This window comes from Kluyvera sp. NPDC087067 (genome assembly GCF_044745165.1).
In the GTDB taxonomy this organism is placed as follows: domain Bacteria; phylum Pseudomonadota; class Gammaproteobacteria; order Enterobacterales; family Enterobacteriaceae; genus Kluyvera.
The window spans coordinates 606,692-632,584 of sequence record NZ_JBIUZS010000002.1; the positions used below are offsets into that span (position 1 = coordinate 606,692).

The 25,893-nt window shown below is 53.4% G+C and carries 20 protein-coding genes and 1 other RNA gene; 5 read left to right on the forward strand and 16 right to left on the reverse strand.

Translation table 11 applies throughout. The annotated features are described in order from the left end of the window. Positions 1-80: 80 nt before the first annotated feature. The 9 genes from tdcB to ACIPDS_RS08225 form a co-directional block, all read right to left on the reverse strand. Positions 81-1,070 carry a bifunctional threonine ammonia-lyase/L-serine ammonia-lyase TdcB gene (tdcB, locus tag ACIPDS_RS08185; RefSeq protein WP_400734519.1) on the reverse strand — a complete coding sequence of 330 codons (990 nt, stop codon included), beginning with the start codon at positions 1,068-1,070 and terminating at the stop codon, positions 81-83. A gap of 101 nt (positions 1,071-1,171) precedes the next feature. After that, complete coding sequence (gene tdcA / locus ACIPDS_RS08190) at positions 1,172-2,095, reverse strand: transcriptional regulator TdcA (RefSeq protein WP_400734521.1); 924 nt, start codon at positions 2,093-2,095, stop codon at positions 1,172-1,174. Positions 2,096-2,778: 683 nt separating this feature from the next. After that, positions 2,779-4,083, reverse strand: coding sequence for a serine dehydratase subunit alpha family protein (locus ACIPDS_RS08195; RefSeq protein WP_166516837.1), 1,305 nt, complete (start codon positions 4,081-4,083; stop codon positions 2,779-2,781). Between the two features lie 16 nt (positions 4,084-4,099). Then, complete coding sequence (locus ACIPDS_RS08200) at positions 4,100-5,425, reverse strand: amino acid permease (RefSeq protein ID WP_166516836.1); 1,326 nt, start codon at positions 5,423-5,425, stop codon at positions 4,100-4,102. 534 nt (positions 5,426-5,959) lie between these two features. Further along, positions 5,960-6,341: RNase P RNA component class A (gene rnpB, locus ACIPDS_RS08205), an RNA gene on the reverse strand. 32 nt (positions 6,342-6,373) lie between these two features. Continuing rightward, positions 6,374-7,519 (reverse strand): glycerate 2-kinase, encoded by a 1,146-nt coding sequence (garK, locus tag ACIPDS_RS08210; RefSeq protein WP_400734524.1) that lies wholly within the window; start codon positions 7,517-7,519, stop codon positions 6,374-6,376. Between the two features lie 84 nt (positions 7,520-7,603). Continuing rightward, positions 7,604-8,494 (reverse strand): 2-hydroxy-3-oxopropionate reductase, encoded by an 891-nt coding sequence (garR, locus tag ACIPDS_RS08215; RefSeq protein WP_400734526.1) that lies wholly within the window; start codon positions 8,492-8,494, stop codon positions 7,604-7,606. Positions 8,495-8,524: 30 nt separating this feature from the next. Then, positions 8,525-9,295: a 2-dehydro-3-deoxyglucarate aldolase gene (gene garL, locus ACIPDS_RS08220; protein WP_400734527.1), complete on the reverse strand. Its 771-nt coding sequence runs from the start codon at positions 9,293-9,295 to the stop codon at positions 8,525-8,527. 26 nt (positions 9,296-9,321) lie between these two features. Then, positions 9,322-10,662, reverse strand: a complete 1,341-nt coding sequence (locus ACIPDS_RS08225) for an MFS transporter (RefSeq protein WP_400734529.1) — start codon at positions 10,660-10,662, stop codon at positions 9,322-9,324. Between the two features lie 409 nt (positions 10,663-11,071). On the opposite strand from ACIPDS_RS08225, the gene garD reads away from it, so the two are divergent. After that, positions 11,072-12,643 (forward strand): galactarate dehydratase, encoded by a 1,572-nt coding sequence (gene garD / locus ACIPDS_RS08230; RefSeq protein WP_400734531.1) that lies wholly within the window; start codon positions 11,072-11,074, stop codon positions 12,641-12,643. A gap of 184 nt (positions 12,644-12,827) precedes the next feature. On the opposite strand, the gene ACIPDS_RS08235 is transcribed toward garD, so the two are convergent. Together ACIPDS_RS08235 and rsmI are read right to left on the reverse strand one after the other, a co-directional pair. Next, a complete protein-coding gene (locus ACIPDS_RS08235; protein WP_400734533.1) occupies positions 12,828-13,829 on the reverse strand; it encodes a Fic family protein in 1,002 nt (333 codons plus the stop codon). A 2-nt stretch (positions 13,830-13,831) separates the two neighbouring features. Continuing rightward, positions 13,832-14,695, reverse strand: coding sequence for a 16S rRNA (cytidine(1402)-2'-O)-methyltransferase (rsmI, locus tag ACIPDS_RS08240; protein WP_400734535.1), 864 nt, complete (start codon positions 14,693-14,695; stop codon positions 13,832-13,834). A 62-nt stretch (positions 14,696-14,757) separates the two neighbouring features. On the opposite strand from rsmI, the gene ACIPDS_RS08245 reads away from it, so the two are divergent. From ACIPDS_RS08245 to dolP, 4 genes are all read left to right on the forward strand, one after another. After that, entirely contained in the window at positions 14,758-16,833 is a 2,076-nt protein-coding gene (locus tag ACIPDS_RS08245) for a penicillin-binding protein activator (RefSeq protein WP_400734537.1), read from the forward strand. Continuing rightward, on the forward strand, positions 16,791-17,177 hold the full coding sequence (locus tag ACIPDS_RS08250; protein ID WP_400734539.1) for a YraN family protein: 387 nt from the start codon (positions 16,791-16,793) through the stop codon (positions 17,175-17,177). Before ACIPDS_RS08245 ends, ACIPDS_RS08250 begins: the two co-directional genes overlap by 43 nt. A 19-nt stretch (positions 17,178-17,196) precedes the next feature. After that, positions 17,197-17,787, forward strand: a complete 591-nt coding sequence (diaA, locus tag ACIPDS_RS08255; RefSeq protein WP_166516815.1) for a DnaA initiator-associating protein DiaA — start codon at positions 17,197-17,199, stop codon at positions 17,785-17,787. Between the two features lie 155 nt (positions 17,788-17,942). Then, the gene (gene dolP / locus ACIPDS_RS08260) at positions 17,943-18,518 is read left to right on the forward strand and encodes a division/outer membrane stress-associated lipid-binding lipoprotein (RefSeq protein WP_400734541.1); all 576 of its coding nucleotides are present in this window, start codon (positions 17,943-17,945) and stop codon (positions 18,516-18,518) included. A gap of 18 nt (positions 18,519-18,536) precedes the next feature. On the opposite strand, the gene ACIPDS_RS08265 is transcribed toward dolP, so the two are convergent. From ACIPDS_RS08265 to ACIPDS_RS08285, 5 genes are all read right to left on the reverse strand, one after another. Further along, the gene (locus tag ACIPDS_RS08265) at positions 18,537-19,175 is read right to left on the reverse strand and encodes an NAD(P)H-binding protein (protein WP_400734543.1); all 639 of its coding nucleotides are present in this window, start codon (positions 19,173-19,175) and stop codon (positions 18,537-18,539) included. 129 nt (positions 19,176-19,304) lie between these two features. Next, a complete protein-coding gene (locus ACIPDS_RS08270; protein WP_400734545.1) occupies positions 19,305-22,448 on the reverse strand; it encodes a CusA/CzcA family heavy metal efflux RND transporter in 3,144 nt (1,047 codons plus the stop codon). A gap of 10 nt (positions 22,449-22,458) precedes the next feature. After that, complete coding sequence (locus ACIPDS_RS08275) at positions 22,459-23,700, reverse strand: efflux RND transporter periplasmic adaptor subunit (protein ID WP_400734547.1); 1,242 nt, start codon at positions 23,698-23,700, stop codon at positions 22,459-22,461. Positions 23,701-23,705: 5 nt separating this feature from the next. Then, positions 23,706-24,050 carry a copper-binding protein gene (locus tag ACIPDS_RS08280; protein WP_400734549.1) on the reverse strand — a complete coding sequence of 115 codons (345 nt, stop codon included), beginning with the start codon at positions 24,048-24,050 and terminating at the stop codon, positions 23,706-23,708. 23 nt (positions 24,051-24,073) lie between these two features. Next, the gene (locus tag ACIPDS_RS08285; protein ID WP_400734551.1) at positions 24,074-25,459 is read right to left on the reverse strand and encodes a Cu(I)/Ag(I) efflux RND transporter outer membrane protein; all 1,386 of its coding nucleotides are present in this window, start codon (positions 25,457-25,459) and stop codon (positions 24,074-24,076) included. Between the last annotated feature and the right edge of the window lie 434 nt (positions 25,460-25,893).

Genomic DNA, 25,893 nt, shown 5'->3' on the forward strand with positions numbered 1-25,893 from the left:
TTTTCGTTGTTTTAAAACGTCAGGCAGCCGTACACCAAACGTGTAATATAGATGCTGCCTGCAACAGTCAGAGAAATAATTTACGCTGCAACAAATCCTGTAATTTGAGAAACACGTGACAGGTCAATATTTCCGCCAGAAATAATGCTGACCGTTTTCCGCCCCTTAATATACTCATCAAGCTTGCCACTTAATAACGCCGCACATGCCAGTGCGCCTGCGCCTTCAGTGATAATTTTATTACGCTGGATCAGTGCCACCATACTGTCACGAATTTCATCTTCGGTGACCAATACAATATCGTCGACGAGCTGACGAACAATTTCGAAGGTTAAATTTCCGGGACGCGCCACATCACAACCGTCCGCCAGCGTGGTGCTGGTGCGATGATTGGTGATAGCACCCGCGTAGAACGAGGCCGCCATTCCGTGTACGTTTTCCGACTGCACGCCGATGATTTTAATCGTTGGGTTAATCGATTTTATCGCCGTTGCAATCCCGGCAATCAGCCCACCGCCGCCAATTGGTACAATGACGTTATCGACATCATAGAGATCTTCCAGTATTTCCAGGCCAATGGTTCCCTGCCCCGCGATGACTAACGCATCGTCATAAGGTGGGATAAAAATACGTCCTTCCATTTCGACGATTTCACTGACTTTGGCGATGGTATCGTTGAAGTTATCTCCGTGCAGAATGACCTCTGCCGAGTAATCCTGTGTCGCCGCCACTTTAGACTTTGGCGCCCCTTTCGGCATCACAACTTTGCCGTCAATGCCCAGCATGGCGCAGGAGAGGGAAACGCCCTGTGCATGGTTGCCCGCCGAACACGCCACCACCCCTTTACGGCGTTCAGCATCCGATAGAGCGCTCAATTTATTGAAAGCACCGCGGATCTTAAACGAGCCGGTGCGCTGCATATTTTCAAATTTAAGGAATATCTCGCCTTTGCATTTTTCACTGAGATAATTCGAACGCGGCATCCCGGTTTTATAAATTTTACCGGCAAGTCTTTTTTTCGCTGTTTTAATATCATCAAGAGTAACAGGCAGGTCGTATGTAATATGCATTTTATCCTCTTATCAGAATAGCGTTCTGATTTTAGACAATAATAAAGTGTCAGAGTAATACGTCGCTCTGGGTTTCTTTTAAATTAAGCAGCAGCCTTTTTTTAATTCACCGCAACGGCCTCGTTTCGCGAAGAGTATTTTTTCGCAAGCTCAACCAGCACTGAGGCAGATTTTTTTATACGGTAATTCTTTGACCAAATGGCTGCGTAGCGCGCTACCGGTAAATCATCTTCAACCGGTAACATAATAAATTGGTCTGAACCGAAAGGGGCGATCATATCTTTCGGAATAACGGTTAAAAAACCGGCGTTTAAAACCAGGTTATAAATAGTGACGACCGAGTCGGTTTTGACGATGCTTTCAGTATTGATGTGGTGATGATGAAGGGTGTTGAGTAATTCTTTGTAGTAGCCCATATCCGTCTGCGGTAAAACCCACTGCTCATTCGAGAGCGATTCCAGCGTTAGCGTTGACGTACACGTTCGCGATTTTGCGGCGACCACAACAAATTCAGACTCAAAAAGCAGTTCAACCTGTAAATCCTGAAGCTGCATTTCATCGTTCAGCGTTCCAATGGCAAAATCCAGGCGGCCATCACGCAGCGCTGGCAAGAGCGAGGAGAGCTGATTTTCAAACATCGTGACCTGAGCTGCCGGAAACACCTCTTTGAAGGTTTTAATCATTTCAGGCAGGAAGGTGAAACCGATAAGCGATGGATAACCGAATGAGACATCAACGACGCTGCTGCAGCTCAGGCTGTTTATCTCGTTGACCATATTGGTCATTTCACGAGTGATAGATTCTGAATAGTTGAGCAACACCTGCCCGGCACTGGTGAGCGTGACACCGGTATTTTTACGGATCATCAGTTCGATACCAAAGTTCGATTCGATATCGTTAATAATCTTACTGATCGCCGGCTGGGTAAGACCCAGCTGCCTTGCAGCGGAGCCGAAAGAGCCACTTCTAATGACTTCCTGAAACACGACGAGTTGCTGTGTTTTTGGTAGAAGAACATTATCCATTTTTCTCTCCCCGTTATTTTCACTTGGCGAGATGGATTCTAATAAATATAGCCACGAAAGATATGTGCTATCTCTCACAATTCAGTTTAACACTCTCTTACAACTCAAATAAAAATAGATAAAAAGACTTTTAAATCAAATCGATAGGTGCAATTCAAAGTGGCATTATGATGATTTTCATCAACGAAATAATGGTATATAAATTTATTTTATGGCGATAATTAATACAATTTAACCCTGACAAAAATATATAAAAAAGATCACCATTCAACCATTTCTCGGCTAAATTACACGCACCCATAAAATTAACATTATTTTTAATTTATAAAATAAACCGATAAAAATTTATTTATTTACGCTTTTATTCGCGCAACATCACATAACTCCGACGCCATATTCATAATTATCAGCATATACATATCATTTATTTTAACAAAAAATAAACATACAACCCCAAACAATGCCCACACATAAATACTGCATTCGCATACATTGGCAACCGAAAAGACCAACCAATCTGACGACAGCGCACATTAAAACCATCAGAAATATCATAAACAGCGTTTTGTGCGTGGCATCGCATTTCTACGAAATGGTCGTTTTGCACAAGGGGGAAATAGACGTTGAGGGGGCAGGAAAACACGGTCAGACGTAAAAACCCCGGCTCAAGGCCGGGGCGTATTTCAGGCCAGTTTGCTGGCCATAATTTCAATCACCTGTTTGTCGGTTTGCTGCATAGAGTGGCAGGCCAGTGAGCAAAGGTTACTGATCGACTGCTCCACATCGTTCGCGACAATGCCCTCATTGCCCGTCACCGCAGTTTCATCCAGCGCCATCAGCACCGCTTTCCACGCCGACGAGACGCTGGTGGAGACCTTCATCGCGCAACTGTTGGAGGCACCATCACAAATCATCCCGCTGACATCGCCAATCATGCTGCTAATCGCCATTGAGATGCTGCGATAGCTGCCATCAATAAGCCAGCAAATGCCCGCTGCCGCGCCCATTGAGGCCGTTGTTGCCGCACACAATGCTGACAGCATAGGCAACTGATGATGAATATAGATAGCCGTCATGTGCGACAAAATAAGCGCTCGCGCCAGTTTTTCCTGCGAGCACGCCAGATGCTCAGCCACCACCACGACCGGCATGGTGGCAGCAATGCCCTGATTACCCGACCCCGAGTTGCTCATTGCAGGTAAGCACGCTCCGCCCATACGCGCATCGGAGGCCGCCGAGGTGCGGATCATGATGTCACTCAACAGATCTTTCGCCAGCAGCCCGCGCTCACGCTGGCGCTGTAGCGTCACGCCAATATGCAGACCATACTGCGTGCGCAAGCCTTCGTGAGATAACGCATTGTTCAGCAACGCCGCATCCAGAATGAAGCTGATTTTGTCAAAAGGAGCCTGCTCGGCAAACTCTACCACCTGTTTGAGCGTTACCTCTGAAAGCGAGACCGCCTGCTCTTCTGTTTCACCGCCACAGCGGCTGGCGTCCAACAGCGTAACGCCATTTTTTACGATACGGATGACCCGCGTATGGCCGCCCGCAATGGTGACGGTGGCAGATTCATCTGCGGTATAAACGGTGGCACTGGCATAGAGCACTTCATCGCACGGTTGTGCAATCGTCACCGACACCTTGCCGCTGGCCAGCAGCACCTTTCCTGCCGCAATCGCCTCTACCGACGCGCTTTTCAGCACTTCCAGACCCGCCTGCGGATCGCCGCCCAGCGCCCCAATTGCGGCGGCAATCGGCAGCCCAACCATGCCCGTACCCGGTACGGTCACCCCCATCCCGTTCTTCATAAGATTAGGAGAGACTTTGGCCTCGATGTGGCTCACACGACCAGCGAGGTGGGAGGCCGCGATAGCGCTTGCCAACGCCAGCGATACCGGTTCAGTACAGCCCATCGCCGGTTTAACATTCTGCTTCACCGCTTTAATCAGCGCATCCCACAGCGGGTTCATTTTGACTTCAACCATTTTTACCACCAATTAATCAGGAAAATGCCAGGAATGGAGAGACGCACAGCAGTAAACCGGTGATGATGATGATCACCAAAGAAGCACCTTTATATTTATGCAGCGCGGGAACCTTGTAGACCAGCCAGGCCGGGATCAGACAGCCCACCATCCCGAAAATAGGACTACAGATAGAGGTAAAGCTCAGCACCGGCGCATTGAGCACAATTGCGCTCCAGGCCAGCAGGATAGCGAACAGCATGATGCCGCGCTGTACCAGCTTTTGATTGATTTTCTCTTCCGGCATTTTGCGGCGCAGCAGGTTAATCACAATCCCCTGCGTGGCCTCACGAAAGCCCAGGTACACCCCGAAGAACGCGGTCATCACAGCAAAGATATTGAGAATAACGCTGACCACCGTAACCCATGCACCCGCGCTACCGTTGATGAACTGGGCGGCAATCGCCAGCGCCGAGATGTTCTGCTCATAGGCTTTCACCGCTTCATCATGCCCCATCGCCAACGTGAACGAGACGGCATAGAAAAAGACCACCACAAACAGAATCCCGAAGGCGATATTCATGGCGCGCAGCGCTTTATGTCGGGCAACTTCGCGTGATTTTTCCTTCGAGCGATAGGAGATAACCATCGGACTTAGGGTCTGAATAAACAAGATTGAAGTCAGCGTAAACGGCAGCGTGATAATCGCATTTTTAATCAGCAGCCCCATCGGCGGTAGCGTACCGGCGTTATACAGATGCCACATTCCCACCATCGACGCCCCTAATGCCGCCACCACCAGCAATTTGGTCAGCACCATAAAGCTTGAGACTTTAAACAGCAGCTTTTCGCCGCGCGATGAAATGGCAACCAGCACGCAGATAAGCACCAGGCCATAGAATGGATTTTCAGATAGCAGTCCGTCGGTGACGCCGAAGGTATGCAGATAAGAAGCGCTGTCGTTGGTGATGGCCGTGGAGTACACGAACATCCAGATAACCAACATAATGAAATAGAGCGCACCTAATAAAATCCCCCAGTTTTTACCGAGGTAGCCACTGATAACGCTGGGATAGTCTTTACACTCCGGGGATTCGGCGAGGGTATTAATAAACAAGCGCTGGAAAAGATACATCGCCGGATAGCCAACGATTGAAGAGAGAAGGAAAACCCACAATCCCATCAATCCCACCTGAACGGGCAAGAACACGATCCCGGCGCCTATCGCCATCCCGATACTCATGATGATCCAGCCCACATCGGTACTGTCGAACTTTATTGCCGTCTGCCACTCACTTTCCGACATCCCCGCTCGCGCTGCGGCAGTCGACGTGCGCACGGGTACCACTGAGATTGTTTCCATAACAAAGTCTCACTCTTGGTGTGTAGGGTTTATTGTTCTAATGCGGTTTGATATTCCAGAAAAACTGAATATTGCAGTTATATTCACTGCCTTTTTCAGAGTGAGTAAATAATAGCGCGGGTTAAGGAGAAAAAGATTGCCGGTTATTGCGTCAGGCCGGGCTAGAAAGAGAAGATATTTCCCCTATCAGCGGAATATCAGTCCTGTAATTTCTCTTTTAACTAAAAAAGAGAGGAATGGATTGTTTTGATGCGTTCCATAAACACCATAACATTATGTTTATTAACGATTTTATGATTTCGGTACTTTTGTACGTAGGCTTTAGCTAAGACGAAGGTGTGAGATAGCGCATAAGTTAAGGTTAATGAAATGTTGCTTTTATAAAAGCAAAAAAATGAGGCTTATCACAAAGTTAAACAGATTCAGTTAATAACTCTATTCTTTGTAAGGATATGGTAACTATTTAGCATAATGCGCTCATGCGCAGCCCGGCTCCTGGAAAGCAAAAACCCCGCCGAGGCGGGGTTTTTTAAGAGGTGAAACTGACCGATAAGCCGGGTTCTGTCGTTGGACAGTCATTCATCTAGGCCAGCAATCGCTCACTGGCTCAAGCAGCCTACCCGGGTTCAGTACGGGCCGTACCTTATGAACCCCTATTTGGCCTTGCTCCGGGTGGAGTTTACCGTGCCACGGACTGTTACCAGCCGCGCGGTGCGCTCTTACCGCACCCTTTCACCCTTACCTGATCCCACTTGCGTGGGCCATCGGCGGTTTGCTCTCTGTTGCACTAGTCGTGGGCTGTTACACCCCCCAGGCGTTACCTGGCACCTCGCCCTATGGAGCCCGGACTTTCCTCCCCTCCGCCCGTCTCCCCCGAAGAGGACGACGACAAAGCGGCGACTGTCTGGTCAGCTTCGGCGCGAAGTATAGAGGGTTTGCGCGACGATGTCACCCTTGAGTGAGCATCCCCACCTTAATCGTCGCGGCAACATTACGTGAGGTCAGGTAAATGTTGTCCGCCGCCTCGCGAAATGCCTCTTCTAGTGAGCCAATGCGGTTCAACACGCTGAACACCGAATCAATGCCGTACTGATGCACAATCCCGACATCGCGGGTCAGACTACCGGCAATGCCAATCACCGGTTTACGGTATTTCTTCGCCACGCTGGCGACGCCAACCGGCACTTTACCGTGAATACTCTGGCTATCAAGGCGACCTTCTCCGGTCACCACCAGCGTGCAGTCATGAATATGTTCTTCCAGATTGAGCGCCTGGGTAACAATCTCGATGCCGCTGCGTAACTCAGCGCCAAGAAACGCCATTAAAGCTGCGCCCATACCGCCAGCCGCGCCGGAGCCGGGAACCTCTTTCACGTCCACCCGCAGCGATTTTTTAATCACCTCGGCGAAGTGGGCAAGGTTATTATCCAGCTCAACAATCATCGCCTCGCTGGCCCCTTTTTGGGGGCCAAAGATGCGGGATGCGCCAAACGCGCCCGTAAGCGGGTTGGTCACATCACAGGCCACCCGGATGCTGCAATCTTGCAAACGGCTATCAAGACCGCTGATATCAATATGATTCAGGCTTATCAGGCTACCGCCGCCAAAGCCGATTTCAGCACCATTGGCATCACACAGTTTTGCCCCCAGTGCCTGTACCATTCCGGCCCCACCGTCATTCGTGGCGCTGCCGCCGATACCGATAATGATTTTTTTCACCCCGCTTTCCAGCGCCTGTAGCACAAGCTCTCCGGTGCCGTAAGAGGTGGTAATTAACGGATTGCGTAACTCAGGAGACACCAGCGCCAGACCGCTGGCGGCCGCCATCTCAATAAACGCCGTACTGCCGTCGCCCGAGAGCCCCCACTGGGCCAAAACGGCATCGCCTAAAGGGCCGGTGACCGTTGAGGTCATCACTTGCCCCTGCGTGGCTGCGATCATCGCCTCAACCGTGCCTTCTCCACCGTCGGCGACCGGCACGGAGACAAACTGCGCCTGGGGAAAAATTTCCCGAAATCCTTTTTCTATTGCCTGTGCTACCTCAGAGGCAGAAAGACTTTCTTTATAAGAGTCTGGGGCGATAACGATTTTCATATCTGAGCCTATTCGCGCACGACGCCGGATGGCGTGGCCTACTGTGTAGGCCCGGTCAGCGTACCGCCACCGGGCACCACGTCCTTAGCGAGAAATTTCGACTTTCGCCAGCTTCTCGTAGTAGCACGCAATTGCGCTATGGTCGGCGGTTCCCAGACCGTCGGCACGCAGTGCCTGCATCATCTCCATCACCGCCGCCGTCAGCGGCAGCTGCGCGTCGACGCCGTGGGAGGTATCCAGCGCGTTGGCCAGATCTTTAATGTGCAGATCGATACGGAAGCCCGGCTTGAAGTTTCTGTCCATGACCATCGGCGCTTTCGCATCCAGCACGGTGCTGCCTGCCAGGCCGCCACGAATTGCCTGATACACCAGATCCGGGTCGACGCCCGCTTTAGTCGCCAGCGTCAACGCTTCCGACATGGCGGCGATATTCAGCGCCACAATCACCTGGTTTGCCAGCTTGGTCACGTTGCCCGCACCAATTTCACCGGTGTGCACCACGGAGCCTGCCATCGCTTTCATCAGATCATAATATTTGTCGAAGATCGCTTTATCACCGCCCACCATCACCGACAGCGTGCCGTCGATAGCTTTTGGTTCGCCGCCGCTGACCGGCGCATCGAGCATATCCACGCCCTTCGCCTTCAGCGCATCGCTAATTTCACGGCTTGCCAATGGAGCAATCGAGCTCATATCAATCAGCACGGTGCCCGGTTTTGCCCCGTCGATAATGCCGTTTTCACCCAGCGCAACGTCTTTAACGTGCGGAGAGTTTGGCAGCATGGTGATGATCACATCACACTGCTCGGCAATCGCTTTTGCCGTTGTCGCCGATTCCGCGCCCGCGGCAATCAGTTCAGCAACCGTTTCAGGATTACGGTCAGAAACCACCAGCGAGTAACCTGCTTTCAGCAGATTTTTACTCATTGGTTTACCCATGATGCCCAGACCAATAAAGCCAACTTTCATCGTCATTTCCTCAATTTTGCAGTAATTCGCCAGGGGTTATTTTTTAAAAGCGTCAGCTAACTTCTGGGTTCCAGCGCGGAATACGCCCAGATCGCTGCCTACGGCCACAAAGGTGGCGCCCCATTCCAGGTAACGGCGCGCATCAGCTTCAACCGGTGCCAGGATGCCGCTTGGTTTACCGTGCGCTTTGGCACGGGCAAAAATATGTTGAATCGCTTTTTGCACTTCCGGGTGTGATGCATTGCCAAGATGGCCGAGTGCTGCCGCTAAATCGCTTGGGCCAACAAAGATCCCATCTACGCCTTCGGTAGCCGCAATGGCGTCCACGTTATCCACGCCCAGCTGGCTTTCGATTTGTACCAGGATGGTGATGTTCTTGTTCGACTGCGCAAAGTAATCCGGCACGGTGCCAAACATGTTGCCGCGGTGAGACACGGAGACGCCGCGAATACCTTCCGGCGGATAACGGGTGGAGGAGATCGCCTGCGCCGCCTCTTCCTGAGTTTCCACAAACGGAATCAGGAAGTTGTAGAAACCGATATCCAGCATACGTTTGATAATCACCGGTTCGTTGGTTGGGATGCGAACCACCGGCGCGCTAGCGCTGCCTTTTAACGCCATCAGCTGTGGGATAAGCGTCGTGACATCGTTCGGCGCATGTTCGCCGTCGAGCACCAACCAATCGAACCCAGCCAGACCTAAAACTTCCGTGCTGATTGGGCTAGACAGCGCTGACCAGCAACCAATCTGGATTTCTTTTGCAGCCAGTGCTGCTTTGAATTTGTTAGGGAAAATCGCGTTATCCATTTTCTTTACCTTAAGTGAGTCGTGACTTATTTCCGCAATTCCAGACGCTTAATGTCGCCTACCACGAACAGGTAGCACACCATCATCATCAAGGCGGAACAGCCTACAAAAATCAGTGCACCATTAAAGGAGTGCAGCTCGCTGACGATATAGCCAATGACCAGCGGAGTGGCGATAGAGGCTACGTTGCCGAAGACGTTAAACATCCCGCCGCACAGTCCAACAATTTCTTTTGGCGCCACATCGGAGATAACCGGCCAGCCCAGCGCGCCGAAGCCTTTACCGAAGAATGCGAGGGCCATCAGGGCCACCACCAGCGCCGTATTATCGGTGTAGTTGCACAGAATAATCGTTGAGGCCAGTAACATGCCGAGGACAATAGGCAGCTTACGCGCAAAGGTCAGCGTACAACCGCGACGGATCAAATAATCAGAGAACAGTCCGCCCAGTACCCCACCAGCAAAGCCGCACAGCGCCGGAATAGAAGCGACCATCCCCACCTTCAGAATCGACATGCCTTTGTCCTGCACCAGATAAATCGGGAACCAGGTAAGGAAGAACCAGGTGATGGTGTTCAGGAAGTACTGCCCGAAGAAGATACCTAACATCATACGGCTGCTGAGCAACTGCTTGATGTAATCCATTTTCGGACCTTTAGCGGCATCGCTACCCGGCTTTTTATGGTCCATATCAACCACTGCGCCGTTGTCCGCAATAAACTTCAGCTCTTCCTGGGTCATCCGTGGATGGTCGGTTGGGTTATGGACGAACTTGATCCACAGGCCGGTCAGCACGAAACCAATCACGCCCATTACGGTAAACACATGCTCCCAACCCCAGGCAAAGGTCAGCCAGCCGAGCAGTGGAGAGAACAGCGCTAACGAGAAATATTGTGCAGAGTTGAAAATAGCGGAGGCAGTGCCGCGCTCTTTCGTTGGAAACCATGCTGCCACGATTCGGGCATTGGCCGGGAAGGACGGCGCTTCAGAGAAGCCCAGCATAAAGCGCATGAAGAACATGGAGACGCCAGCCCATGCCAATGGGAAGAAGCCAACAAAGCCCTGTAAAAACGTGAACAATGACCAGAAGAATAAACTGTATGAATAGACTTTCTTCGAACCAAATTTATCCAGCAGCCAGCCACCGGGAATCTGCATGAGCAGGTATGCCCAGCCAAATGCAGAGAAGATATATCCCATCGATACCGCGTCAAGATTCAGCTCTTTTGCAACCGACGTACCTGCAATAGAGAGCGTCGCGCGGTCAGCGTAGTTCACAGCCGTAACAATAAAAATAATCAGTAAAATTAAATATCGGGTTGGCATACCTTTTTTTATTTCAGCAGCATCTGCGGTATCGTGCATCATTTTATTATCCTCGGGTACAGGTCACCTTAATTGTATTGTTTTTATTAAGGTGTATTTCTCTGACTATTTATTGGCAATAAACTATCGACAAAAATAAGACACCATGAAATCGAGATTCAGTATAATCATGAAGCCTTGGCCAGGCATTGTGCAATCATCCAATTTAATGACTTTATAAAATCATTTAATTGAGCAGATGCACACAACACTGGGCGCTGATGCACAATTTCAACCATTGCTACCCTTACCCTGCGGGGCATGACGATAATGAGTGATCTATATCACATTTTCATAATCAAACACCTGACATGCTTTATTCCAATCTGACCGTGTTTTTATTTTAAATAACCAGAAGCGAAACACTTTTAAACATTATTCTTTTTACCCCGTAGCTGGAGAGTGCTGGACAATGGCGAACATTGAAATCAGACAAGAGTCACCCACTGCCTTTTATATAAAAGTACATGCAACAGATAACGTTGCGATTATTGTCAACGATAACGGATTAAAAGCAGGCACACGTTTTCCTGACGGGCTGGAATTAATCGAACATATTCCTCAAGGCCATAAAGTTGCCCTGGTGGATATTCCTCAAAACGGTGAAATTATTCGCTACGGCGAAGTTATCGGCTACGCGGTGCGCGACATCGTCAAAGGCAGCTGGATCGATGAGTCCACGGTGACGCTGCCAAAAGCGCCACCGCTAAACACCCTGCCGCTGGCTACCAAAGTACCGGAACCTTTACCGCCACTCGAAGGCTATACCTTCGAAGGTTACCGCAATGCCGACGGCAGCGTGGGCACCAAAAACCTGCTGGGGATTAGCACCAGCGTGCACTGCGTGGCGGGCGTGGTGGATTACGTCGTCAAAATTATTGAGCGCGATTTGCTACCGAAATACCCGAACGTTGACGGCGTGGTTGGCCTTAATCACTTATACGGTTGCGGCGTGGCCATCAATGCCCCGGCGGCCGTGGTGCCGATTCGCACTATCCACAACCTGGCCCTCAACCCAAACTTTGGTGGCGAAGTGATGGTTGTCGGCCTGGGCTGTGAAAAGCTTCAGCCGGAACGTCTGCTGGAAGGGACGGAAGATGTGCAAAGCATCCCGGTCGATAGCGCCAGCATCGTGCGTTTGCAAGACGAGCAGCACGTCGGTTTTAAATCAATGGTGGAAGATATTCTGCAGGTGGCCGAACGTCACCTGGAAAAACTTAACCAGCGTCAACGTGAAATCTGCCCGGCCTCCGAGCTGGTGGTGGGTATGCAGTGCGGCGGCAGCGATGCGTTCTCCGGCGTCACCGCAAACCCAGCGGTTGGCTACGCTTCCGACCTGCTGGTGCGCTGCGGCGCGACCGTGATGTTCTCGGAAGTGACCGAAGTGCGTGACGCTATCCATCTGTTAACGCCGCGCGCTATCAATGAAGAAGTGGGCAAACGCCTGCTCGAAGAGATGGCCTGGTACGATAACTATCTCGACTTAGGGCAGACCGACCGCAGCGCCAACCCGTCTCCGGGTAACAAAAAAGGCGGGCTGGCAAACGTGGTCGAAAAAGCGCTGGGATCAATCGCAAAATCTGGCAAGAGCGCCATTGTGGAAGTGTTATCGCCGGGTCAACGCCCGACCAAACGCGGCCTGATTTACGCGGCAACACCGGCGAGCGACTTTGTGTGCGGTACGCAGCAGGTCGCCTCCGGGATCACCGTGCAGGTGTTCACCACCGGTCGCGGCACACCGTACGGCCTGCTGGCGGTGCCGGTGATTAAAATGGCGACCCGTACCGAGCTTGCCAACCGCTGGTACGATTTGATGGATATCAACGCGGGCACCATTGCCACCGGCGAAGAAACGATTGAGGATGTGGGCTTGAAGCTGTTCGAGTTCATTCTCGACGTGGCGAGCGGCCGCAAGAAAACCTTCTCGGATCAGTGGGGGCTGCACAACCAATTGGCGGTGTTTAACCCAGCGCCGGTGACCTGATTTGGTGAACCTCCCGGGGTCGGCGTAAACGCCTCGCCCGGGCTACCAGTGGCGTAGGCCGGATATGGCAAAGCCGCCATCCGGCAATATGACGAGATCGGCGAAGCGGACATTGCGTCGCTGGCTGAAACCGGGGTTGAGCTACAGATTGTTTAAGTGACGAAACGGAGGGTGGGTGTGAAGGCTACAGCACCCGCCATTCGCCACGTTTAGTCGAACCCACACGCTTTAGCTTTCCATTTTGCTGTAATGTTTTGAGTGCCCGCTCAACGGTTCGTGTAGAAACACCAATTTCCAATGCAATAGTCTTCGCCGTAAGCATGGGCTTTTGCGCTAAGCTTTTCAGCACTAATATCTCAGTGGAAGTGAGACCTGAGATATTTTCTTCCGACATTTCTTCCGACATTTCTTCCGACATGAACGTCGGTCGCGCTAAACCTTCCTTGAGCGCAGCAGCAATATTTTCCAACATAAACTCAATAAATAGCGTGCAATCACTCCGGTTATCGCACTGTCCCAACACCTGATAATAACGTTCCTGCTGATAGTGAATCAGGGTTTCGACAGGTAACCAGCCTAGTTCTATTCGCCATTCACTCAGGATTAATGTCTGCCACAACCGTCCCATTCGGCCATTACCGTCGGCGAACGGATGAATAAACTCAAACTCATAGTGAAACACAGCGCTGGCAATCAACGGATGAATATCCGTCGCTTTTAGCCACTGCAGTAAGTCGCCGATCAAGCGTGGAACCTGCGAAGCAGGAGGAGCCATATGAACAAGTTTTTGACCGCGATATACCCCGACATCACCCGCACGAAGCTGTCCCGGAGCATCCACCAACCCAGCCATTAAAAGGCGATGCGCGTCGAGCAGATCGGCGAGTTGAAAGCTTTTCCATCCGGGCATTTTATCGTAAGCCAGAAGAGCATTTCTGACCTCCTGAATATCTTTCGCTGGCGCAAGAACCCGCTTTCCTTCCATCAGCGCCGTCACCTGATCGGCAGTCAAAGAGTTATGTTCGATTGCCAACGACGCCTGAATAGTCCGAATACGGTTTTCTTTGCGTAGCAAAGGGGAAGACCGACCGGCCATCGCAGCCCAATGCCCCATAAGCTCACCAATTTCAACCACCAGATTGAGCAATAGAGGCGTTACGACAAAAGGTGGTTGGTAGGCGCTCACACTTATTCCCCCTGCTGCTCCAGCGCATACTTATACAGCGCGTTCTTCTTCACGCCGTGAATTTCCGCCGCCAGCGCCGCCGCTTTTTTCAACGGCAGTTCGGCTTGCAGCAGCGCCAGCGTGCGCAGCGCGTCGGCAGGCAGTTCGTCGTCCTGGGCCTTGTGACCTTCGACGATCAGCACCATCTCGCCTTTACGACGGTTTTCGTCCTCTTTCACCCATGCCAGCAGTTCCCCGACCGGCGCGCCGTGAATCGTTTCCCAGGTTTTAGTCAGCTCACGCGCCAGCACCACATAGCGAGATTCGCCCCATACCGCGACCATATCTTCCAGGCTATCGAGCAGACGGTGGGTTGATTCGTAGAAGATCATCGTCCGCGGCTCGGCTTCAATCGCCTTCATCGCATCACGACGGCCTTTCGATTTAGCCGGTAAAAAACCTTCGTAGCAAAAACGGTCCGAAGGCAGACCTGCGGCGCTTAACGCGGCAATGGCTGCGCACGGCCCCGGCAACGGCACCACGCGGATGCCCGCTTCGCGACAGGTGCGCACCAGATGGTAGCCAGGGTCGTTAATCAGCGGCGTACCTGCGTCGGACACCAGCGCGATGTTCTGCCCTTCCTTGAGTTTTGCCACCAGCATCTGGGCTTTTTGTTGCTCATTGTGGTCATGTAAGGCAAACATCCGGGCGCTGATCGCGAAGTGTTGCAGCAGTAAACCGGTATGTCGAGTGTCTTCTGCCGCAATTAAATCAACAGCTTGCAATACTTCTAGCGCTCGTTGGGTAATATCAGCCAAATTTCCGATTGGAGTAGGTACAATAAAGAGTTGGCCTTGAGAATTATCCGCCGATTCGTGTTGTTTCATTGTTTAGTCCGTATTGCCGATTTAATATTGAGCATTGCGTAAAAAATATCACTGGATACAGTATGGTACCCTCAACATTTTCTCGTATGAAAGCTGTGCGCTGTCTGCCTGTTATCCTGGCTGCGCTGATTTTTGCAGGCTGTGGAACTCAGGCTCCCGATCAGAGTGCCGCCCTACTTCAGAGTGCGACACAGGCTGATTCCGGCTTTTATCTGCAACAAATGCAGCAAAGCTCGAATGATAGCAAGACCAACTGGCAATTACTCGCCATTCGTGCACTGCTGAAGGAAGGCAAGAGCCAGCAGGCGCTGGAATTGTACAACCAGCTGCCGCAGGAACTGAACGCGGCCCAGCGTCAGGAGCAGTCGCTGCTGGCGGTGGAAATTAAGCTGGCGCAGAAAGATTTTGCCGGTGCGCAGGCGCTGCTGCAAAAACTGAAAGCCGATGACTTCGACAGCGCATTGCAGGCGCGTTTCTGGCAAGACACCATCACCGCCGAGCAGGGTAAACCGTCGCTGGCATTGCTGCGAGCGTTAATCGCCCAGGCGCCGTTGCTGACCGAGCAGCCCCAAAAGCAGCAAAACAGCGATGCCACCTGGCAGGCACTCTCATCCATGACTCAGGCGCAGGCTAACGCGCTGGTGATTAATGCCGATGAGAACGTGCTGCAAGGCTGGCTGGATCTGCAACGCGTATGGTTTGATAACCGTAACGATCCAGACATGATGAAAGCCGGGATCAAAGACTGGCAGACCCGCTACCCGCAAAATCCGGGCGCGAAGGTATTACCTTCACAGCTCGCGAACGTGCAGAACTTTAAACCCGCATCGGTCAATAAAATCGCCCTGCTGCTGCCTCTGAGCGGACAGGCGTCTGTGTTTGGCCGCGCTATCCAAAAAGGGTTTGAAGCGGCGAAGAACGGCACCACGCCGGTTAACGGTAGCGCCGTGCCGGAACAGGTCGCACAATCCGCATCGACCGACGTCGTGAGCCCGTCACAGGCGGAAGTGACCGATTTGACACGCCCACAAACTCAGGCTCCGGTAGAGGCACCAGCCGCCAGCGCTCCGGTGCAGGCAGCGACGTCTACGTCGCCGGAAAACACCTCGGCACCAGCCGCTCCGGCGGCACAGCCTCAGGCGGTGGCAAACGTCGCGGCGAATCCATCGGCCGAGCTGAAAATTTATGATACCTCCACGCAGCCGCTGAATCAGATCCTGGCACAGGCGCAGCAGGATGGCGTGAGTCTGGTGGTCGGCCCGCTGTTGAAAAACAATGTCGATGAGCTGCTGAAAAGCAATACCTCACTGAACGTGCTGGCGCTTAACCAGCCGGAAGCCGTAACCAACCGCGTCAACATCTGCTACTTCGCGCTGTCGCCGGAAGATGAAGCTCGCGATGCGGCTCGTCACATTCACGACCAGGGTAAACAGTCTCCGCTGCTGATGGTGCCGCGCAATGCCCTTGGCGACCGTGTGACGCAGGCTTTTGCCGATGAGTGGCAGAAGCTGGGCGGCGGCACCGTATTGCAGCAGAAATTGGGTTCACTGGCTGAACTGCGCGGCGGCGTGAACGGCGGCTCAGGTATTGCGCTGTCCGGTACGCCGGTTATTTCTGCTCAGTCACAACCACAAGGCGTGACCATCGGCGGCCTGACCATTCCACCGGCACCGACGGACGCCCAGATTAGCGGTAGCGGGAAGGTAGACGCTGCCTATATTGTGGCAACGCCGGAAGAGATTGCCTTTATCAAACCGATGATTGCGATGCGTAACGGCAGCCAGAGCGGCTCCCTTCTGTACGCCAGCTCACGCAGCGCCCAGGGCACCGCCGGCCCGGATTTCCGTCTGGAGATGGAAGGTCTGCAATACAGCGAAATCCCGATGCTGGCTGGCAGCAACCCGGCACTGATGCAGCAGGCGCTGAGCGCGGTCAATAATGACTACTCGCTGGCACGTTTGTATGCCATGGGCGTGGATGCCTGGGCGCTGGCCAACCATTTCGCGCAGATGCGCGGAGTGCCGGGCTTTGAGCTGAACGGTAATACCGGCGACCTGAGTGCAACTTCGGACTGCGTGATTAACAGGAAGTTATCATGGCTCAAATACCAGCAGGGGCAGATCGTCCCCGCCAATTAACCTCTAAACAGACCGGCGACGACGCAGAGCTTCGCGCGCGTCGCTGGCTGGAAAATCAGGGTCTACGGTTTGTCGCCGCCAACGTGCATGCGCGTTGCGGCGAGATTGACCTGGTGATGCGCGATGGCGCGGTGACGGTTTTTGTTGAAGTCCGTTTCCGGTCATCGAGGGCATACGGCGGCGCGGCCGCCAGTGTGACCCGGAGCAAACAACACAAATTATTACAGACTGCCCGCTTGTGGCTTGCCCAGCACAATGGGAGTTTTGATACTGTGGATTGCCGTTTCGATGTGATAGCCTTCACGGGCAATGAGATCGAATGGTTCCAGAACGCTTTTAGCTAATAGAATGTAAAGGGATATCGTGCTCGAAAGAATTAAAGTGTGCTTCACCGAAAGCATCCAGACCCAAATCGCCGCCGCAGAAGCGCTCCCGGATGCTATCTCCCGAGCCGCGATGACCCTGGTACAGTCACTGCTGAACGGCAACAAAATTCTCTGTTGTGGTAACGGTTCATCCGGTGCCAACGCACAGCATTTTGCTGCCTGCATGATTAACCGTTATGAAACAGAGCGCCCAAGTTTACCGGCGATTGCACTTAATAGTGATAACGTGGTCTTAACGGCGATTGCCAACGATCGTCTGCACGATGAGATCTACGCCAAGCAGGTGCGCGCACTGGGTCACGCCGGTGACGTGCTATTGGCTATCTCAACGCGCGGTAACAGTCGCGATATCGTGAAAGCGGTAGAAGCTGCCGTGACGCGTGATATGACCATCGTCGCCCTGACGGGCTATGACGGTGGTGAACTGGCGGGCCTGCTCGGTCAACAGGATGTGGAAATTCGCATTCCTTCACACCGCAGCGCGCGTATCCAGGAGATGCACATGCTCACGGTGAACTGTTTGTGCGATCTGATTGATAACACGCTTTTCCCACACCAGGACGACTAATGGCCTATCCCGGTAGGCGTAGTTGTTGAAGACAGTTTGGCAGCGGACAGCGCGCAAAAACCGGAGCGTACTGGAGTACGTGAGGATTTTGAGCACTGCACGATGCCAAAATGGCGAATAAAATAGCCTAATGGGATAGGCTCTAAGGAGAATAAATGAAGGTCATTTCTGCCCTCGCAGTCCTTATTTCCGCATTGCTGCTTCAAGGATGTATTGCAGCCGCCGTTGTCGGTACGGCAGCAGTGGGGACTAAAGCCGCTACTGACCCGCGTACCGTGGGAACTCAGGTGGATGACAGTACGCTTGAAGTACGTGTAAACAGCGCGCTGTCGAAAGATGAACAGATTAAGAAAGAAGCACGTATCAACGTCACCGCGTATCAGGGCAAAGTCCTGCTGACCGGTCAGGCGCCGGATCTCAGCCTTGCCACGCGCGCGAAGCAGATAGCCGTCGGCGTTGATGGGGCAACCGAGGTGTTCAACGAAGTGCGTCAGGGCCAGCCAATCAGCCTTGGCACCTCGTCTAACGACACATGGATAACCACCAAAGTCCGCTCTCAGCTGTTAACGAGCGATCAGGTGAAATCGTCAAATGTGAAGGTGACGACCGAGAACGGCGAAGTCTTCCTGATGGGTCTGGTGACCGACCGGGAAGGTAAAGCCGCCGCCGATATCGCCAGCCGCGTAAGCGGTGTGAAGCGCGTGACCACGGCGTTTACCTACATTCAGTAATCATGCTGCCCGGCAGGTTCACTGCCGGGCCATTTCTCTAAGCTGTCGTGACGACAGTATCGTCAAAGAAGCCGCCCCCGGTTTTTTCGCCGTCGCCAGCATCGCCCTCGCCACATCTTCCGCTTTGATTGATTTCCAGTTCCCCGGCAGCAGGCTAAACAGCGGCCCCAGCAGACGCTCGCTCAAGCGCGGCGAACCGCGTTCACCCAGTAACATTGACGGTCGAGCAAGGGTCAGCCTTGGCCACCCCTGCGCGATCAGCGCGGCTTCCATTTCACCTTTCACCCGATTATAAAAGAACGGCGAGTGGGAGTTCGCACCCATCGCGCTGACCACCAGCATCTGCTGCGCACCCAGCTGTAAGCCAGTCTGTGCGGTTTCCAGTACTAAATCGTAGTCAACGTGAGTGAACGCTGACTTCGAACCGGCTTCGCGCTGAGTGGTGCCCAGGCAGCAAAAGACGGTATCTATGGGTGTTGAGACCTGCGCCAGCGCCGCCGTGAGATCGGAGTGATGAGGATTCACAATACCGAAAGCGTGCTCCAGCGGATGCCGCGTCGGTGCGGTGATAGATTCAATCTGCGACTCTCGAAGCAGCAAGTTAAGTAAGTGCCCACCAACTAGGCCGGTGGCACCGGTGATGAGTACGTGGTGCATGATTTTGCTCCGTTTTCCCCCGGCGGCGCTGCGCTTGGCCGGGCACCGATCTTGTAGCCCGGCCAAGCGCAGCGCCGCCGGGAATGCAACAAAGTCTAATGCGATGCGGCAAAACGCAGCCAGCGGCCGTTATCCTTTGCGTTTATTGCGCTGTAATTCTATCAATTTATAAGCCGCAGGAATAATAAACAACGATAGCAGCGGCGCGGTGATCATGCCGCCAATCATCGGCGCGGCGATGCGGCTCATGACCTCGGAACCGGCACCGGTTCCCCAAAGTATGGGCAACAGACCGGCAATAATCACGGCGACGGTCATCGCTTTAGGCCGCACGCGTAAAACCGCACCGTGATACAGCGCTTCATCCAGCCGCGCTTCACTAAAGGTTTCCGCACTTTTCAGCGTCGGGTCGGCTTCCACGGCGTGACGCAAATACATCAACATCACCACGCCAAACTCAGCCGCCACGCCCGCCAGGGCGATAAATCCGGTGCCCGTTGCCACCGACATATGAAAATCCTGCCAGTAGATAAACCAAATCCCGCCCACTAGCGCAAACGGCAGACTCATCAGAATCAACAATGCCTCATCAACTCTCCTGAACGCCAGATACAACAGGATAAAGATAATCATCACCGTCATCGGCACCATAAGCTTGAGCTTTTTATTCGCGTGTTCCAGCAATTCAAACTGGCCGGAAAACGCCACGCTGGTACCGGGCTTCAGGGTCACGTTCTGACTGATAGCGGTTTGCAGGTCATGCACTACCGACACCATATCGCGGTCGCGCGCGTCGATGTAGATCCAGCTTGCCGGACGGGCGTTTTCGGTTTTCAGCATCGTGGGGCCAGACACCACCTTCACCTGCGCCACGTCACCTAGCGTAATCTGCTGCTTTGTTGGCGTCAGTATCGGTAGCTGGCGCAGCGCCGTTGGGCCGTCGCGGAATCCCTGCGGGTAGCGGATATTAATCGGATAACGCGCCACCCCTTCGACGGTTTCGCCTATCGTCGCACCGCCGATGGCCGACGAGACAAACAGCTGCACGTCACCCACGGTCATGCCGTAGCGCGCGGCTTTCTCGCGATTGATATCCACATCAATATAGCGTCCCCCCGTCAGCCGCTCCGCCAACGCGGACACCACACCCGGCACCGTTTTCGCTACCGTTTCAATCTGTTGCGCCGCGGCGTCAATATCGGCAAGCGATGTGCCCGACACCTTGATACCAATCGGGCTTTTAATACCGGTCGAGAGCATATCTATACGGTTACGAATCGGCGGCACCCAGAGATTAGCCAACCCCGGCAGGCGCACGGTGGCGTCAAGTTCATCGATGATCTTGTCAATCGTCATTCCCGGACGCCATTGATCCTGCGGCTTCAACTGGATGGTGGTTTCAATCATCTCCAGCGGCGCAGAATCGGTTGCCGTTTCCGCCTTGCCTGATTTACCAAATACCGAGGCTACCTCTGGCACCGTTTTAATCAGCTTGTCGGTTTGCTGCAACAATACCGCCGCCTGCCCCGGCGAAATACCCGGCAGCGTTGAGGGCATATACAGCAGATCGCCTTCGTTGATCTTAGGCAGAAATTCGCCGCCGACCTTGCTAAGCGGCCACAGCACGGTGAAGATCGACAGCAGCGCCACCAGCAGCGTCAGCTTTGGCCAGCGCAATACTTTCAACAGCAGCGGATGGTAGAGGGCAATCAAAAAACGGTTTAACGGGTTGCTCGCCTCCGCCGGGATCTTACCTTTGATCCAAAAGCCCATCAGGATCGGGATCACCACAATCGCCAGCGCTGCCGCGCCCGCCATGGCATAGGTTTTGGTGAAGGCCAGCGGCCCAAACAACCGCCCTTCCTGACCTTCCAGGGTGAAGATGGGAATGAACGATAGCGTAATGATAAGCAGGCTGATAAACAGCGCGGGCCCCACCTCCACGGCGGCATCGGTTATCTCTTTCCAGCGCGTGGCGTTATCCATCTGCGCGTTCGGATGCGCTTCCTGCCAGTGCTCAAGACGTTTATGAGCATTTTCGATCATCACGATCGCCGCATCCACCATCGCCCCCACCGCGATAGCGATACCGCCCAGCGACATAATATTGGCGTTCAGCCCCTGGAAATGCATGACGATAAAGGCAATGCACAGCCCCAGCGGCAGCGAGACGATCGCCACCAGCGCCGAACGCAGGTGCCAGAGGAACAGCGCACAGACCACGGCGACCACGATAAATTCTTCAACCAGCTTGGAGCGCAGGTTGTCGATAGCCCGGTCGATCAGTTGGCTACGATCGTAGGTGGTGACCACTTCAACGCCCGGCGGCAGGCTTTTTTGCAGGGAGGCGAGTTTCGCTTTCACCGCCGTTATCACCTCACGGGCATTCTTGCCGGAACGCAGCAGTACCACGCCGCCCGCCACTTCGCCCTCGCCGTTAAACTCGGCAATACCCCGACGCATCTCGGGGCCAATCTGCACCCGCGCGACATCTTTTAAGTACACCGGCACGCCGTTTTCTCCGGCTTTGAGAACAATGTGGTTAAAGTCCTCGAGGCTTTTGAGATAACCCGTCGCCCGTACCATGTATTCCGCTTCGGCAATCTCGACCGAAGAGCCACCGGCCTCCTGGTTGGAGGTAGTCAGCGCCTGTTTCACGTCGCTTAAACTGATGCCGTACTGGGCAAGCTTGAGCGGGTCGACCTGTACCTGGTACTGTTTCACCACGCCGCCCACCGAGGCCACTTCCGCCACGTTGGGGATCGTTTTCAGCTCGTATTTGAGGAACCAGTCCTGCAACGAGCGCAGTTCAGAAAGATCGTGCTTGCCGCTTTTATCCACCAGCGCATATTCAAAAATCCAGCCGACGCCGGTGGCATCCGGGCCAATCTCCGAACTAACGCCCTGCGGCAGCTTACCCTGCACTTGGTTTAAATATTCCAGCACGCGCGAGCGCGCCCAGTACAGGTCGGTGCCGTCCTCAAAAATGACGTACACGTAAGAGTCGCCAAACTGCGAGAAGCCGCGTACGGTTTTCGCCCCGGGCACCGATAGCATGGTGGTGGTGAGCGGATAGGTCACCTGATTTTCGACAATCTGCGGCGCCTGGCCCGGATAGCTGGTTTTTACAATCACCTGCACATCCGAGAGATCCGGCAGCGCATCGACCGGGGTATTCACTATCGTCCAGCTGCCCCAGAGTGCAAGGAACAGCACGCCCATCATCACCAGAAAACGGTTGGCGACCGAGCGCCGGATAATCCATTCAATCATCGCCGTCTCCTTAATGTCCGCTATGGGCGTCAGCGGTATGTCGCATACGATCCAGCGCGCCGCTGATATTGGCTTCCGAGTCGATCAGGAACAGGCCGTTAACCACTATCGACTCGCCTTCCGACAGCCCGCTCCCGATTCCCGTCTGGTGTCGGGATTCATGCAGCACCTGAATTTTCTTTGGCACAAACTCGCCGTGGCTATCCACCGTAATCACCCGCTGCTCATCACCGGTATCAATCACCGCCTGCGACGGGATCAGCAGCATCTCATCGCTTTGCGCACTCAGCTTCAGGTAGGCATTCATCCCCGGCTTTAGCCGTTCGTCAGGATTATTGACCTGTAGACGTACCTGCAAGGTACGGGTGGCGGGGTCAACGCTGGGCAGAATAGTGGTTTTCTGCACGGTAAACGTTTTGCCCGGATACGCCGGGATGGCAACCGTGAACTGGGTAGAATCGTTGAGTAGATAGGCAATCGACTCAGGTACGGCGGCGCTTACCCATACCGGGTTCATCCCCTGTATTTGCGCGACCACGTTATCTTTAGCGATGTTCATGCCGCTTTTCAGGCTAAAGGCGGTGAGGACGCCGTCAATTGGCGCGGTAAGGGTAAACTGCGTTTGCACGCGCCGCGTGGTGCGCATGCGCTGGATATCCGCTTCCGGCATTCCCGCCAGACGCAGACGTTCCAGCACGCCGTCCAGTTGGCTTGCCGTGCCGCCGGAGTTGGCTAACAGCAGATATTCGCTCTGCGCTTCAACCCACGACGGGATCGTTACCACCACCAGCGGCGTGCCTTTACGCACTTTATCGCCGACGGTCAGCGGGAAGACCTTTTCGATAAACCCTTCGGCGCGCGCCTGAACGATAACAAACTGGTACTCGTTATAGCTGACGTTTGCTGGCAAAGTTTGCGTATAGTCGAGGCGTCCTTTGCTTACCTTCGCGGTACGTAGCCCCAGATTGTGAACCTGTGTCGGATCGATACGCACGCCGCTTGACGAAGTTTCGCCACCCTCGTCTGCGTATTTCGCCACCAGATCCATATCCATAAACGGCGATTTCCCGGGCTTATCAAAACGCACATCCGGCTTCATCGGATCGTACCAGTAGAGCACTTTACGCTCGGCGGGCGCGGATGACGTCGGCTTATCGGACGCAAAAAAATGGCTCACCGCAGCGGTCGACAGCCCGCCAACGATAAGGCTTGCGACGATCGCCGCCGTATATTTTAGTTTGGCTGTCGTCATGATCATTACTGCGCCTGGATATCCTGAAGAAGGGAAAGATTGCCCTGCTGGACGAAGCTGAAGTTCACCTTGTCGCCTTCTTTAAGCTGGTTAATGGCTGCGGTTGGCGCGTTGTAGGTAAAACGCATGGTCATCGCGGGCCAGTTGATGGCCGCAATGGCTTCATGCGCGATGGTGATTTTCTTCGCATCCGTATCGATGTGTTTCACCACGCCGGTCCCTTCAATAACCTGCTGCTGGGTGTTCATCTCCATCATCTGACCGTGCCCGTCATGCTGCATTTCTGCCGCCTGCACGTTCGCCGCCAACAGCATAAAAATTCCGCCAATAAGAGGGGTTACATTACGCATATCTAAAAACTCCTGAAGAAAAGTTAGGCTTTCCAGCCGCCGCCAAGCGCGCTGAATAAATTAATTTCGTTAACCTGCTGGGAATACCGTAAGTCGAGAATGGCCTGCTGGGTGGTGAACAGCGAGCGCTGCGCATCCAGCACTTCGATATAGCTGACCGCCCCGCTGGCATATAACGCCCGGGCACGTTGTAAGGTGATTTGCAGCGAGGTTAAGTAGCGCTGCTGGGCCGCCAGCTGGCCCTCAATGCTGTCACTCAGAGAGAGCGTGTCGGCAACGGCCTGGAACGCGGTCTGAATTTTTTGCTCATAGTTCACCACCGCCTGTCGCTGCTTGACGTTCGCCAGCGCAAGGTTGGCTTCGTTACGTCCGGCGTTGAAGATAGGCAAATCCACCTTCGGGACAAAATTCCACATTCCGCTGGCAGCGTTAAACAGGCTCGAGAGCGACGAGCTGCCAGAGGAGATGCCGCTGGTGAGCGTAATTGATGGGAAGAATGCCGCGCGTGCCACGCCGATATTGGCATCCGCTGCACGTAGCTGGTGCTCCGCTTCCATAATGTCCGGGCGCTGAAGCAAAATGGTGGACGGCAGATTAGGCGGGAGCACCAACGGGTTCACCGCCGTGGCCGATGTTGCGCTTTCCTCAAGCGGGGTCTTGTAGGTTCCTAAAAGCTGCTGGAGCGCGTGGCTCGCCTGCGCCAATTCGCCTTCTCGTTTTGCGATATCGGCCCGGGTGCTTTCAATCACGCCGCGCGCCTGTTCAAGCGCCAGCACGTTGGTGCTGCCGGTCACGAGCTGCTGCTCCACAAACGCATAGGATTGCTGGTAGTTTTTCAGCGTCTCTTTGGCAATCGCCAGCTGTGCGGTGAGTCGGCGCTGGTTGAAATAGGCTTGCGAAACATTCGTGACCACCACGATTTGCGCCGCACGCTGGGCGGCCTGACTTGCGAAAAAGTTCTGCTTGTCAGCCTCGCTCATATTTTTCAGCTTGCCGAAAAAATCGAGTTCGTAGCTGAGGTTCAGCCCAATATCGTAGCTTTTGCTGGTAGATTTTTGCCCTTGCAGATCGCCTTCGTAGGTTGCACCGGTAGTGCCATTAAGCTGCGGATAACGCCCGGCATCGGTGACGTTATATTGCGCCCTAGCTGCCTCAACGTTCAGCACCGCCATACGCAAATCGCGGTTGTTACGTATAGCCACATCAATCATGCGCCGAGCCTGTGGGTCAGCGAAAAAGGTTTGCCAGCCGGTTTCCTGCCAGCGGCTATTCGTCGGCACTAGCGTCCCCTGCGAGAGTGAGAACTGCTCCGGCACAACGTTTTCCGGCGGCTGATAGTCCGGTGCCAGCGAAGTGCATCCGGCCAGAATAAACGCCATCATCAGCGTCAGTTGCTTTGCATTAAACATGTCACGTCCTGTTCAGCCAGGAAAAGGGGCTGGTAATACGCTGATTTTAAGGAAGTGACTCTGTTTGCTCGGTGACAGGTTAATGACAAAATTGTCATTTAAGCCGCTGGATGAGATGAAAGAGTGTGATGGTTATGGCAAAAAACTCGCCTCAGATAATGAACATCGTTATTAGCACGCTAAAAAGTTGATTATTTTTTTCGAATTATTCGTGGCGATCACACTATTGGTCTAAATGATTAAATCGCTCACAGTTTTATTGCGGAAATGGCAAACCAGATAATTACCCAATAAACAACAAACTCAATATTTTCAATATATTAGTTATTTATTAAAAATATGACCTCATATTCACTGTGAGTCAGACCACACAACGGCACAATATCCGATCGGTGCCAGAATTAAAACATTGTTTCACCTTAAACCCGCTCCTA

Bases quoted from the DNA above. Each gene is read 5' to 3' on its own strand.
- tdcB (WP_400734519.1), bottom strand. From the start codon at position 1,070: ATGCATATTACATACGACCTGCCTGTTACTCTTGATGATATTAAAACA.
- tdcA (WP_400734521.1), bottom strand. From the start codon at position 2,095: ATGGATAATGTTCTTCTACCAAAAACACAGCAACTCGTCGTGTTTCAG.
- ACIPDS_RS08195 (WP_166516837.1), bottom strand. From the start codon at position 4,083: ATGGTTGAAGTCAAAATGAACCCGCTGTGGGATGCGCTGATTAAAGCG.
- ACIPDS_RS08200 (WP_166516836.1), bottom strand. From the start codon at position 5,425: ATGGAAACAATCTCAGTGGTACCCGTGCGCACGTCGACTGCCGCAGCG.
- garK (WP_400734524.1), bottom strand. From the start codon at position 7,519: ATGAAAATCGTTATCGCCCCAGACTCTTATAAAGAAAGTCTTTCTGCC.
- garR (WP_400734526.1), bottom strand. From the start codon at position 8,494: ATGACGATGAAAGTTGGCTTTATTGGTCTGGGCATCATGGGTAAACCA.
- garL (WP_400734527.1), bottom strand. From the start codon at position 9,295: ATGGATAACGCGATTTTCCCTAACAAATTCAAAGCAGCACTGGCTGCA.
- ACIPDS_RS08225 (WP_400734529.1), bottom strand. From the start codon at position 10,662: ATGATGCACGATACCGCAGATGCTGCTGAAATAAAAAAAGGTATGCCA.
- garD (WP_400734531.1), top strand. From the start codon at position 11,072: ATGGCGAACATTGAAATCAGACAAGAGTCACCCACTGCCTTTTATATA.
- rsmI (WP_400734535.1), bottom strand. From the start codon at position 14,695: ATGAAACAACACGAATCGGCGGATAATTCTCAAGGCCAACTCTTTATT.
- ACIPDS_RS08245 (WP_400734537.1), top strand. From the start codon at position 14,758: ATGGTACCCTCAACATTTTCTCGTATGAAAGCTGTGCGCTGTCTGCCT.
- ACIPDS_RS08250 (WP_400734539.1), top strand. From the start codon at position 16,791: ATGGCTCAAATACCAGCAGGGGCAGATCGTCCCCGCCAATTAACCTCT.
- dolP (WP_400734541.1), top strand. From the start codon at position 17,943: ATGAAGGTCATTTCTGCCCTCGCAGTCCTTATTTCCGCATTGCTGCTT.
- ACIPDS_RS08265 (WP_400734543.1), bottom strand. From the start codon at position 19,175: ATGCACCACGTACTCATCACCGGTGCCACCGGCCTAGTTGGTGGGCAC.
- ACIPDS_RS08270 (WP_400734545.1), bottom strand. From the start codon at position 22,448: ATGATTGAATGGATTATCCGGCGCTCGGTCGCCAACCGTTTTCTGGTG.
- ACIPDS_RS08275 (WP_400734547.1), bottom strand. From the start codon at position 23,700: ATGACGACAGCCAAACTAAAATATACGGCGGCGATCGTCGCAAGCCTT.
- ACIPDS_RS08280 (WP_400734549.1), bottom strand. From the start codon at position 24,050: ATGCGTAATGTAACCCCTCTTATTGGCGGAATTTTTATGCTGTTGGCG.
- ACIPDS_RS08285 (WP_400734551.1), bottom strand. From the start codon at position 25,459: ATGTTTAATGCAAAGCAACTGACGCTGATGATGGCGTTTATTCTGGCC.